We start from the raw sequence: 12871 nt of genomic DNA, 5'->3' as shown, positions 1-12871 counted from the left end.
CCACCTGATTAAAATCATTACTATACTAGCACTCAATGTGAAGGAACATCAAATTATTTTGAATGGTAGGAAAAATGGTGCTTGAAAGTTGGAACAACATGATGGTCGGCCCAGCCTTGAACGTATCCTTGGGTTAAAAATGCCCAGACTGTTCCAAAATTAACTGCCCAGATATAATGATTTAAGAGAACACACATGATGGTAATTAGAATCGGTGGTATGTAACTGATCCATTGTGCAGTGGCCGCTAACCCTTTTAAATATTTGAAGCGAATGATATATGATAGATCATCGTTGGGATGCATGATGAGATTGGCGCGTTGATACAAGGAAACCGCTACTGCAATACCAAATAAACCGATCATATCTAAAAATACCAAAAGTGCTAGTTCCCAAGGATGGGAAAATGATGCATGCAAATGGCTTATTCCAAGCGTATTTGACCAAAAAGGAACGATCCACTGAATTAAATAACTAAATGGCACAATAAAAAGGATGTTACGAAAAAGGCGCCATAGATCAATACGCCAGCTTAGTAACATCGCTAGAAATGCTACGGCAATGCCATAACCAACTAAGACTAGACCAAGTGACTGGTTGGCTATAGCTGGATCACTAGTATGCATCACCAAGTGTGATAGGTTAACAGCAGAAGCGGTCCAAACAGCACTACCCATATTTGTGGAAACAGTTAGTGCGTTAGCAGCAGAGTTAATTATTATAGAAATAACTAACCAAAAGAAACGTCTTTTTGAATCAAGTGAAAACATGATAATTTAGTCTTTAGCTTGTCCTAATACGAAATAAAGCCAAGGCCCAATTGGCTGAATAAAAATGATTGGTAACCAGAGAAAACGACTACCATGTTTGAATTTTTTTGCTTTTAAAATATCTGTTAGCGCAACGAAGGTTCCAATAATTTCAAACGCGACAACTGGTGCTATTCTTTGCTTTACATGTTTTGATAAATGATGATTATGAGTAGGATGTTGATGCATAAGATCGCCTCCAAATGAATTATTAATACGCTTTCATTCTATCACTTATATTACAAACGTAGGAATTTAATGAATTAAAATGAACACGATTAGACTTTTAGTTATTAATGTATAATATAGTCAACTTGGGGGGGCTTATTTTTGGAATTAGATTTCCCTAGCATTGCTTTTCGTGAGGCAGTAGTGAATGCTTTCGTACATCGTGATTATTTATTACATTCTGATATTAAGATTGAACTATTTGATGATCGTTTGGAAATTGTTTCGCCAGGTGTTAACTGTTACACAGTCTCTAGCAAGGAGAAAGATGATCTTGAAAGTTGGTAAATCGATAAATACAAAGTATGAATTAGCCTAATATAGGCAGTTTAGTAGTTGCGTACGATTCTTCAAAATTAAAAAGCTCTAAATGCTGAATTTTCAGTATTTAGGGCCTTTTTTATATTTGAAAACTAATTATTTTGTACTTCTAACCCGCTTTTGATAATAAAAAAACGCACCAACGATCAATCCACCTGCAATACCGATTGTAATAACTGTTGAAAATGAATCAACAATACTAGAAACTTGGGTCCAAGCGTGTCCTGCTAGGCGTCCTAAGATAATTAATACTGTATTCCAAATTAAGGTTCCAAGTGTAGTGAAGAGTAGGAAAGAGTGTAACGGCATTTTTGTCATACCAGCCGGAATGGAGACTAGGCTTCGGATTACAGGTATGCAGCGTCCGAAGAAAACAGTCTTATGACCATGTTTGCTGAACAAGGCCTCTGCCTTATCTATATCAGTGATTTTAAGATGTAGCATTTTTCCGATGCGACTTTCCACGAATTTAACGAGGCGTTCTCTTGTTAAAATACGACCGAATGCATATAGTGCAATAGCCCCAATGACGGCGCCTACAGTAGCAGCAAGTACACTCTCAATGATCCCTAGATTTGAAGAAAGTGTTACAAAACCAGCGAACGTTAGAATGATCTCAGATGGAATTGGGGGAAAAATATTTTCAAGGGCGATTAATAATACAATCCCGAAATATCCGTAGCTATTGATTAGTTCCATAATTTGTTGTTGCATGTCCATAACCTCCGTGTGGGCACGTAATATTATTTAAAACTAATTATTCCGATAAATAGTATGAAAGTCTACACATATACATCGAAAACAAGGAAAATTTAAAATACATTGATTTAAAATTAAAATTAATGTATATTTATATTAATTTTTAATTAGTAATAGTTTAACTGTTTTTAATTTAAGCTTGGAGGGGATTAGATGAAACAGAGAAAAATAATGGTAATTATGGTTACGGCTACACTAGCAGTTTTGTTAGCAGCCTGTGGCAAATCTAAAAATCAATCGATGGCTGATAAACAAGTTGTTAATTGGTCAGAAAAATCAGAATTGCCAACAATGGATATCTCGACTGGAACTGATGAAATTAGTTTTACCACTATGAGTAATACCAACGAAGGATTATTGCGGTTGGGGAAAGATAATAAGGCAGAAATGGGCGTTGCTAAGGATATGAAAGTATCAAAAGATGGTAAAACATATACTTTTAATCTTCGGAAAGATGCTAAGTGGAGTAATGGTGATCCTGTAACAGCACAAGACTTCGTTTACTCATGGCAACGTACGAATGATCCAAAAACGGGTGCACAATATGCATACTTATTCAGCGGAATTAAAAATGCTGATCAAATTCAGGCTCAAAAAAAACCTGTCTCAAGTTTGGGAATCAAAGCTGATGGTGAACATAAATTAATAATTCAATTGGACAAACCAATCAGTTACTTTAAATTGTTATTAGGATTTCCATCATTTTTCCCACAAGACAAAAAAATAGTTGAAAAATACGGGAGTAAATATGGTACAGCCTCTAAATACCAAGTTTACAATGGTCCATTTAAATTGGAGGGCTGGACTGGTACTAATTTGAAATGGTCGATGGTTAAAAATAATGAGTATTGGGATAAGAAAGCAGTTAAGTTAAATCGTATTAATGATCAGGCCGTAAAGGATCCCCAAACTGGTTTAAATCAATTCCAGAGCAAACAATTAGATGAAACAGTTTTGGCAGGAACACAAGTTAAGAATCTCAAAAATAACAGGGATTTTATTTCAAGAAAACAAGCTCGGAATGCTTACCTTGAGTTCAATCAAACAAAGGCAGAATTTAAAAATGAAAAAATTAGACAAGCAATTGGATATGCAATTGATCGAAAACAACTTGCTAATGATGTTTTAGCAGATGGGTCAACGAACCCCAAGGGATTTGTAACAGATGGATTAGCTAAGAATCCTAAGACGGGCGAAGATTTTGCCAAAGAAGCGTACATTAAAGACGGAGTTAGCTATGATTTAGGTAAAGCTAAAGAATTATGGAAGCAAGGTCTTAAAGAAGAAGGAAAGAAGTCAATTTCAATTAATCTGTTAACAGACGACGCTGATAGTGATACAAAGACTGCAGAGTTTGTTCAAAACGAACTTGAAAAATTGCCTGGATTAAAGGTTTCAATCCAGACAGTGCCATATAAAACAAGGTTGGCGCGTTCGGTTAAGGGGCAATTTGATATGGTATTAACATTGTGGGGTGCTGATTTTGCGGATCCAATCACTGATTTAGGGCTATTTACAAGTGATAATAGTTTTAACAATGGTAAGTGGAAGAATGCTGAGTATGATAAATTAATCAATTCAGCAAATAATGCTGATGCCAATAATCCTGAAAAACGTTGGGATGACATGGTTCAAGCAGAAAAGGTTTTGATGAAAAATCAGGGAGTTGTACCATTATTTAATGGTGTGATTCCACAAATGATGAATAGTAAAATTAAGGGACTAGTTTACAACACAGCTGGTATTCCTTATAACTGGAAGAATGCTTATATTGAAAAATAATGATCAAACATTTATAGAAAAAACTCGGAAAGCTGAATGGCTTTTCGAGTTTTTTGTTGGTATGAAATTTGGAAAAGTGGAGTAAATAGGAAATAGAAGGTGGAGTGGAATGGAACTTCATCTCGAATTTCCTTTTACATTAGTTTTTCCAGTACCCGTTTTAAAAATAGGATAAAATACCAAATTTAGTTTAATTCATTAAAAATAGGGAATGCTGTGCTATAATGAAAACGGATACATTGGTGTAGTCCAATTCAAAAAAGGAGTGTTTTACATGGGAAAATTAGGTGTTTCGATTTATCCAGACAAAATGAGCTTACAGGAGACAAAGGATTATTTAGATTTGGCACATAAATACGGATTTAAACGTATTTTTACTTCTTTATTACAAATTAAAGGCGATCAGGAAGCAGTAGTGGCAGATTTTAAAGCCGCAATCGAATACGGAAACTCACTGGGAATGGAAACAATGGTCGATATTAATCCCGCTTTGTTTAAACAGTTGGGTGTTTCATACGATGACTTGAAGTTCTTTAACGAAATTGGTGCGTGGGGCGTCCGTCTTGATGAAGGCTTTACTGGTATGGAAGAAGCCCGCATGACGCATAATCCTTATGGACTCAAAATAGAAGTAAATATGAGTCGGGGTACACACTACATTGACCAAATTATGGATTATTCACCAGATCGTTCTAACCTAATTGGTTCGCACAACTTTTACCCACAACGTTTTACCGGATTGGGAATGAAGTATTTTAAGGAAACATCTGGTCAATACAGACATTACAACTTAAATACGGCAGCATTCGTAAACGCACCATCTGGTACATTTGGACCATGGCCATTACAGGATGGCATGGTATCACTTGAGTTACATCGCGGTTCTTCGTTAGCAACACAAATTACTCATTATAAATTACTAGGTTTGATTGATGATATTTTAATAGCAAATGCTGTTCCATCTGAAGAAGATTTAAAAGAGGCTGCTGATGCATTTAATGCAACCATGCCAGAATTGCGTATTGAACCAAGTAAAAATGCTACTGATTTGGAAAAGAAGATCATTTTTGAAAGTTTACACACATATCGTGGAGACAAGTCAGACTTCGTTTTACGAAGCACAATGACGCGTGTTTGGTACAAGGATAGTGATGTCCCAGCTAATAATGTTGTACCAATTAAAAAAGGTGATGTTTTATTGATGAATAATAAGTATGGTCAATATAAAGCTGAAACCCAAATTGCCTTGCAAGATTTAGATAACAACGGAAGGATTAATGTTGTTGGACACATCGCAGAGGGTGAAGAATTAATTCTGGATAATATTGCACCATGGAGCGATTTTAAAATGGTTTTAAAATAGACTAGTGATAATTAAAAGTATACTTTTTTTATTGAAATCGGTTTCAAAGGTATGCACCAAATGATATAATTAGTTTTGGAAACGTATTCAGTTACTTTCCAAAATTTTATACATATCGGTATTTGCGATAGTGATTATTTTACTTTGTAGCTTTTGCAATTTTTATTGCAAATACCGAAATACAATATATTTAGGAGGTTTTTGCGATGAGTGATAATAACAAGAAGGGCAGCTTCTTGCAAGATAAATTAATGCCACTTGCTGGAAAAGTTGCTGCTTCCCGTCATTTAGTAGCGCTACGTGACGGATTTGCACTCGTTATGCCACTGATTATCATTGGTTCTGTTTTCTTGATTATCAGTGCCTTCCCAATTCCTGCCTACCTTAACTTCATGACGAAAACGTTTGGAGCTAACTGGGCTACTGTTGTTGGTTGGGCTACTAATGCTACGTTTAGTATCATTGGTATGGTTGCGGTAATTGGTATTTCATATCAGCTTGCACGCTCTTATGATGATATTGACGCTTTGTCCGCAAGTATCGTTTCACTTGCAGCATTTATGCTGACGATTCCTTTGAACATTGATAAGACTGGAGCTGCTTGGGTTCCGCTATCACAATTGGGATCAATGGGATTATTTGAAGCATTGTTAATCGGTTTATTCGTAACTGATGCCTTTGTTTGGATGATTCATAAGAACTGGGAATTTAAGATGCCTGACACAGTTCCACCTGCAGTTGGACATGCTTTCTCAGCTTTAATTCCTGGATTTGTAATTATTCTAGGAATGTGGGCAATTCGTTTAGGAATCAGCTTTACAGCTTTCCATACAATTCCAAACGTTATCACTGTAATTTTGGCTAAACCTTTGACTGCCGTTGGTGGTACAATCTGGGGTGCTTTACTTGCTGAATTCTTTGTATCGTTCCTTTGGATCTTCGGTATTCATGGTGCTAATGTTGTTGGTGGTATTATGGCACCAATCTGGTTAGGCCAAATGACTGCCAATGCTAATGCAGCTAAGGAACACAAGACATTGCCAAACGTTGTTACACAACAATTCTTTGACAATTTCGTTCATGCTGGTGGTTCTGGTGAAACAATTTCACTTGCTTTAATGATGTTGTTCTTAGCTAAATCAGATAATTTGAAGGCTATTGGTCGTTTAGCAGGTGTACCAGCTCTGTTTAATATTAATGAACCTATTATCTTTGGTATGCCAATCGTTTTGAACCCTATTATGGCTATTCCATTTGTTGTAGTTCCTTTGGTTTCCGTTGTAACGACTTACCTTGCTATGCAATATGGATTGGTGGGTAAGACAATTGGTGTTGCCGTTCCTTGGACAACTCCTCCAATTATTTCTGGTTATCTTGCAACAGGACACCTTTCAGGTTCGATCCTACAATTGGTTAACTTCTTGATTGGTGGGGCGATCTACTACCCATTCTTCAGGATTGCTGACCGTCAAGCATTGGACGAAGAAGCAGAAGTTCGTGCTGAGGATGCAGCAGCTGCAAAATAAGTTAATCTGAAAAAATCTGTCGGAATTTTCTGGCAGGTTTTTTTATCAGGTTAGAAATTTGGTATGATAGAAGTAGTAAAAATTAGGAGTTAGTCAAATGAGTAAGCATAAGAGAAAAAATATTAGTACGGAAGAAAAGGTTGAAAAAGCAACTGCGCAAATTAAAGCGCAACAACATACGGCTTTAACAATTGCTGACTTACCTAAATGGATGCAAGGAGCCGCCTATTCAAGATTTATGTGGGTACAATGGATTGCATTTATTCCACTAGTCTTAGTGGCATTATCCGCTCCAATGTTACAAAATAAGATTCCAGCATCTCTAGCAGCATCAGCACCTATGCTGAATAAAAATGTACTATTCATAGTGCCATTTGCTTGTTTAATTGTGGCTTATGGATGTTGGCTGAGTATTAAGTTCCACCGACAGGGTGAGCATATTACTGATAAGAAACGATTTTCCATTATGGAAATTCAGACGTTTTTTGGTGATATTATTGTGGTGTCTCTGTGTACTGTAATTTCAATTTATCAGGTGTTTGTGGCGTTTCATTAGGTGGAAATTTTGGTGGTTGGAATGGTGCAAAATGTATTATAAATTAATATAAAATGAATGGTACCTAATATAAAAGACAAAACTATAGTGATTTTTTGACTATGGTTTTTTGATGTGAAACAGGTGAAATGGTATAGCTGTTTGAAACATGTGAGCTATTAAAGTTAGTAATTTACGGACTTTTATTTTAAAAGAAACGTTTTAATTTTGTGGATAAATAAGTAGTAGCCAAAATGTCTAGGATATATGTATAATATTACATAGATAGTATGCGCTTACAAAACGGAGGGTGAAATGCCGACTTTAAATGATGTTGCAAGGCTTGCTAATGTTTCTAAGATGACGGTATCGCGTGTAATTAATCATCCAGATAAAGTTAGAGATGATTTAAAGAAATTGGTATATGAGGCAATGCGCGATTTAGATTATCATCCCAATATAGCTGCTAAAGCATTAGTAAACAATAGGACACAAATTATTAAGTTTTTGATTTTGGAGGATATTGACGTTGCTGAACCTTACTATATGAAACTATTGGTTGGGATTGCCACCCAACTTTCTAAGATGCAGTATTCGTTACAATTAGTAACCAGAGATAATATAGACGTTGGAAATTGTGATGCGTTTATTGTGACAGGTATGCGGAAAAAGGATACTGAATGGATTAAATCTTTTAAAAAACCAGTTGTAATATTTGGGGAAAATCACGAAGGATTAGACTCGGTTGATGTAGATAATAAAGGTGGAACTAAGATATCGACGAAATATGCTCTACAAAAGGGATATAAAAAAATAGTTTTTATTGGTCTTGATAGGGAGGAAGCATTTGAATATTCTAGAGAAGCCGGATATATTGAGACTATGCAACAACTCAGAATGAAGCCGGAAATTCATAGAATGAGTAATCATAGTCACAGCTCTTCTGAATACATTGAAAAAAATTGGAAGGATACAATTATCGATACATGTTTTGTTTGTGGTAGTGATCGTTTAGCATTAGGAATTGAACGAGGAATTCAGAAATGTGGCGGAGACGTTCCAAATGATTTTGGAATCATTGGCTTTGATGGAGTTTTTTTGAATCAGGTTGCATCACCTAAACTAACAACTATCAAACAACCGGAACAAACAATGGGAATAGAAGTTGCAAAAATGGTAATTGATAAGGTTAATCAAAATAATCTGCCACAGGGTTCACGACTTTTTGAACCACAGTTAGAAATTGCAAAATCAACTAGATAAAGTGTTATCGGTAACATATAAATTAGCATTGTTATATGCCTCTAATCTTCGTAAGCTTATTATGGAAAGAACGCACGGAGTTTTGGGGGTATTTTTATGGAAAAGTGGTTTGATAGTGCAGTCATTTATCAGGTATATCCAAAAAGTTTTAGAGATACGAATAATGATGGCATCGGAGATATAAGGGGCATAATTGAAAAATTAGATTATATAAAAGAACTTGGAGCAAATACAATTTGGCTAAATCCTTTTTATGTGTCACCTCAAGTAGACAATGGTTACGATGTGTCGAATTATTTTGCTGTTGATACATCGATGGGAAAGATGAGCAACATTGAAGAATTAATTAAACAAGTTCATTTAAAAGAAATGAAAATAATTATTGATTTCGTTATGAATCACACTTCAGATCAACATCCGTGGTTTCAGGATGCAATTAAAAATCCACATTCAATTTATCGTAATTATTATTTATGGTCTAAAGGTCACATGAGAGAAAGGCCTAATAATTGGGGCTCTTTTTTTGGAGGAAGTGTTTGGGAGGAGGATCCAAATAAGAGTGATGAATATTATTTTCATCTTTTTGATAAACATATGCCAGATTTGAATTGGAAAAATCCTGAAGTTCAACGTTCAATGACAGATATTGCTAAGTTTTGGGTTTTAAAAGGCGTAGATGGATTAAGGTTGGATGCATTTATCCACATATCAAAGGCAGATTTTGAACAGCAAAATTTAGAAATTGGTCAAGGTAAATATCCGATATCAGAGGATTTCTATGCAAACAGATATGAAGTAAGGACGTATTTACAAAGTTTTGTTTCTGAATTAAAACAGGTTAATCCAGATTTATATATATTGGGTGAGGCTGCTTCAGCAACGACAAGTTTATTAGTGGATTATTCTGTGAGGGATCACAATTTATGTGATCATGTTATATCATTTAGAATATTTACGGATCAAATTCAGAAAGTTGATCAAATGCCGAATGAGTTTTGTCCAGTAAAACTAGATTTAACTAAATTTAAGCAAAATATGGCAAATATTGAATCTAAGTTGGATGGTATCAGCTTACCAGTACTATATTGGAGTAATCATGACATTGCACGGGTGCTTTCGAGATATGGAAATAGTAATGATCCAAATAGCGCTAAAAGTTTAGCTATTGGAATGTATCTTCAGAGGGGCGTACCGCTTATCTACTATGGTGAAGAATTAGGTATGAAAAATGCTGTGTTAAGTGATCCTAGTGAATTTAATGATCAAAAAGTCATTGAACTAAGAAAACAAACTTCTCTTGACGAAGAGACTTTTTTGAAAAAAATTAGTATGGTACATAAAATGGCAGCGAGGTTTCCAATGCAATGGACAGAAAATAAAATTGCGAAAAGTTGGCTTAAGGGGGAAAGTTTAAACATAAATGTTGCGTCCGAAGAAAAAGAACAAAATAGTATTCTAAATTTGTATAGAAAAATGTTAAAGGTTAAATCAAGGGAACTATTTACGAATGGAACAGAAATAATACTGGAGACACCAGAAGAAGTTTTTGGTTATAAAAGATTTTTTAAAAAAGAAGAAGGGATTGTCCTTAGTAATTTAGGAAATCACACGCAAAGAGTTAATATTCAAAGTAGTAAAAAGTATTCTGTTATCTTGAGTTGTGGAAAATATGTTGTAAATACTGGTGAAATTGTATTAGGTCCATGGGCTAGTGTAGTTTTTGAAAAGGTTGGTGAAAAATAGTGGCTAGAGACACAGATATAAATTTACGAAGTAAAACGATTTATAGTGTTTTTGTAAGAAACTATTCTGAAGATGGAAAATTTAAGGACGTTTTGTCGGATTTAGATCGAATAAAGTCCTTAGGAACGGATATTATTTGGTTAATGCCGATTAACAGTATTGGTGTTAAGGATAGGAAGGGAATGTTGGGATCTCCCTATGCAATTCAGGATTATTATGCTATTAATCCTGAGTTGGGAGATGAGAAGGACTTTAAAGAATTAATAGAGGCGATCCACGCAAGAAAGATGAAGGTGATGATTGATATTGTTTTTAATCATACTTCTAAAGATTCATTGCTTATACAACAACAGCCGGAATGGTTTCTTCATGATGAAAAAGGCATGCTTCAAAATAAAAATCCAGAATGGACGGATGTTGCAGAATTTGATTTTAGTCAACCCGAATTATGGAGTTATTTGTTAGAAGTATTAAAACATTATGCTGAGTTGGTTGACGGATTTAGATGTGATGTTGCGCCCCAAGTACCAATTGACTTTTGGGTTACAGCGCGAAAAGAAATCAAACAAAGGAAAAATGATTTTATCTGGCTTGCAGAATCAACAGATGCAAATTATATTCGTGATATTAGGGGGAAGGGATATTGGGCTTCTTCTGACGGTGAATTATATAACGCATTTGATATGACATATGATTATGATATCGATCAAATTTGGCGTTCATATATACGAGGAGAGGTAGCTAGTCAACAATATGTGGATGCGTTAAATAACCAGTCAGTAATTTATCCTGCAAACGCAATTAAAATGAGAGGACTTGAAAATCATGATCAAGAAAGAGCCTATAGCCTAATACCTAATATTCGCGACCTGTTTAATTGGACAGCTTTTTCTGGGTTTCAAAGTGGATCTCTACTAATTTACAATGGTCAAGAGTTTGTGGAAAAACACACCCCAAGTTTGTTTGAAAAGGATGTAATTAATTGGGCTAGTTCTGAATTCGATTTTTCTGCGCTATTTTTGAGATTGCATGAATTAATGCAGGACAAAATTCAAATTAGTGGTGTATATGCCGTTGAAGATTTAGGAAAGGATATTTTATCTGTAAAGTATCGAATTAAGGATAAGGTTAGGATCGGAATTTTTCCATTAAAAGGAACCACTAAAAAGGTTTTAGTTGATATTGATGATGGAACTTATAAAAATATGCTTTTAGATAATGATATTAAAGTAACGGATGGAACGATTGATGTTTCAGGGAAGCCTATAATAATTGAAAACTAAGGGGATTTGAAAATAATATTTCAAATCCTTTTTTTGTTTGGTGGTTATTATAATAATTTGAAACATGTTTCACGAAATGAAACATGTTACGCAAGATAATATTCCGTTTTTAAAGCTGTGAAAACGCTTTTATTAATCTTGGATATCTTTTATGATTTGTTCGTAAACAAAATAAAAGGTGAGGTAATTATTATGGCAAAGCGAGATTTTATTGATACTAACACGTATACAAAGGATGAGATTCAATACATGATTGATTTGGGGTTGAAAATTAAAGAGTCAATCAAAAATGGATATTATCCACAATTATTGAAAAATAAGACTTTAGGTATGGTTTTTGAACAAAGTTCAACAAGAACACGAACGTCTGCAGAGGCAGCCATGACAGAATTAGGTGGACATGCACAATATTTAGCGCCTGGACAAATTCAATTGGGAGGTCATGAAACCATTGAAGATACTTCTCAAGTGCTTGGGAGGATTTTAGATATTATTGGTGCACGTGTTGAACGGCATCATACAGTTGCCGAGGTTGGAAAATTTGCTAAAGTTCCTGTTGTTAATTTTATGAGCGATTACAACCACCCAACTCAAGAACTAGGTGACATTATTACAATGACTGAACATCTCCCGGAAGGTAAGCAATTGAGTGATTGTAAGATTGTTTTTGTCGGGGATGCAACTCAGGTTTGTGTTTCAACAATGTTCATGGCTACGAAAATGGGAATGGACTTTGTTCAATTTGGACCAAAAGGGTTCCAAATTAAAGATGAAAGCCTTGAAATTGGACGTAAGAATGCTGAAATTTCAGGCGGAAGTGTTTTAGTTACTGAAGATGCTGATGAAGCATTGAAAGATGCGGACTTTATATATACTGATGTTTGGTATGGACTATATGAGTCAGAACTTCCTAAGGATGAAAGAATGAAAATTTTCTATCCAAAATATCAAGTTAATAAGGAATTGGTGGCAAAGGCATCGAATCACGTTAAATTTATGCATTGCCTACCTGCAACACGAGGAGAAGAAGTAACCGATGAAGTTATTGATTCTAATTATTCAGTCGTTTGGGATGAAGCAGAAAATCGTAAAACTGCGATGAGATCAATCTTTGTGTATCTTTTAAATCCAGAAATGAAGATTGCTTCTAAAGAGGTGGCTAAAAAATATGAAAATGAAGTTTCTGACATGTTAAAGAATTACGTTGATGAACGCAAATAAAACAAACTAGTTAATAGTTTAACGAGTTAGGAAGTTTT

12 protein-coding genes are annotated in these 12871 nt (G+C 35.0%); 9 read left to right on the top strand and 3 right to left on the bottom strand.

The window, feature by feature from the left end; genetic code table 11:
• Nucleotides 1-53: 53 nt before the first annotated feature.
• Complete coding sequence (locus PECL_RS08225; protein WP_014216130.1) at nt 54-770, bottom strand: hypothetical protein; 717 nt, start codon at nt 768-770, stop codon at nt 54-56.
• Nucleotides 771-776: 6 nt separating this feature from the next.
• Nucleotides 777-998, bottom strand: a complete 222-nt coding sequence (locus tag PECL_RS08220; RefSeq protein WP_014216129.1) for a PLDc N-terminal domain-containing protein — start codon at nt 996-998, stop codon at nt 777-779.
• A gap of 141 nt (nt 999-1139) precedes the next feature.
• Here PECL_RS08220 and PECL_RS10305 point away from each other — a divergent pair, with 141 nt between their 5' ends.
• Nucleotides 1140-1325 carry a putative DNA binding domain-containing protein gene (locus PECL_RS10305; RefSeq protein ID WP_041534664.1) on the top strand — a complete coding sequence of 62 codons (186 nt, stop codon included), beginning with the start codon at nt 1140-1142 and terminating at the stop codon, nt 1323-1325.
• 129 nt (nt 1326-1454) lie between these two features.
• On the opposite strand, the gene PECL_RS08210 is transcribed toward PECL_RS10305, so the two are convergent.
• A complete protein-coding gene (locus PECL_RS08210) occupies nt 1455-2072 on the bottom strand; it encodes a DedA family protein (RefSeq protein WP_041534663.1) in 618 nt (205 codons plus the stop codon).
• Between the two features lie 198 nt (nt 2073-2270).
• On the opposite strand from PECL_RS08210, the gene PECL_RS08205 reads away from it, so the two are divergent.
• The 8 genes from PECL_RS08205 (at nt 2271) to ptcA (ending at nt 12833) form a co-directional block, all read left to right on the top strand.
• The gene (locus PECL_RS08205) at nt 2271-3899 is read left to right on the top strand and encodes a peptide ABC transporter substrate-binding protein (RefSeq protein ID WP_014216126.1); all 1629 of its coding nucleotides are present in this window, start codon (nt 2271-2273) and stop codon (nt 3897-3899) included.
• Nucleotides 3900-4173: 274 nt separating this feature from the next.
• Nucleotides 4174-5262: a DUF871 domain-containing protein gene (locus PECL_RS08200; RefSeq protein ID WP_014216125.1), complete on the top strand. Its 1089-nt coding sequence runs from the start codon at nt 4174-4176 to the stop codon at nt 5260-5262.
• A gap of 206 nt (nt 5263-5468) precedes the next feature.
• Complete coding sequence (celB, locus tag PECL_RS08195) at nt 5469-6788, top strand: PTS cellobiose transporter subunit IIC (protein WP_014216124.1); 1320 nt, start codon at nt 5469-5471, stop codon at nt 6786-6788.
• Nucleotides 6789-6885: 97 nt separating this feature from the next.
• Nucleotides 6886-7344 (top strand): hypothetical protein, encoded by a 459-nt coding sequence (locus PECL_RS08190; RefSeq protein ID WP_014216123.1) that lies wholly within the window; start codon nt 6886-6888, stop codon nt 7342-7344.
• Between the two features lie 294 nt (nt 7345-7638).
• The gene (locus PECL_RS08185; RefSeq protein WP_014216122.1) at nt 7639-8586 is read left to right on the top strand and encodes a LacI family DNA-binding transcriptional regulator; all 948 of its coding nucleotides are present in this window, start codon (nt 7639-7641) and stop codon (nt 8584-8586) included.
• Nucleotides 8587-8682: 96 nt separating this feature from the next.
• Nucleotides 8683-10329 carry an alpha-amylase family glycosyl hydrolase gene (locus PECL_RS08180; RefSeq protein WP_014216121.1) on the top strand — a complete coding sequence of 549 codons (1647 nt, stop codon included), beginning with the start codon at nt 8683-8685 and terminating at the stop codon, nt 10327-10329.
• Nucleotides 10329-11612 (top strand): alpha-amylase family glycosyl hydrolase, encoded by a 1284-nt coding sequence (locus tag PECL_RS08175; protein WP_014216120.1) that lies wholly within the window; start codon nt 10329-10331, stop codon nt 11610-11612. The genes PECL_RS08180 and PECL_RS08175 overlap by 1 nt, the downstream gene beginning before the upstream one ends.
• A gap of 192 nt (nt 11613-11804) precedes the next feature.
• Nucleotides 11805-12833 (top strand): putrescine carbamoyltransferase, encoded by a 1029-nt coding sequence (ptcA, locus tag PECL_RS08170; protein WP_014216119.1) that lies wholly within the window; start codon nt 11805-11807, stop codon nt 12831-12833.
• Nucleotides 12834-12871 lie beyond the last annotated feature (38 nt).

This window comes from Pediococcus claussenii ATCC BAA-344 (assembly GCF_000237995.1).
In the GTDB taxonomy this organism is placed as follows: domain Bacteria; phylum Bacillota; class Bacilli; order Lactobacillales; family Lactobacillaceae; genus Pediococcus; species Pediococcus claussenii.
This window is presented reverse-complemented; position numbering and strand designations above follow the sequence as displayed.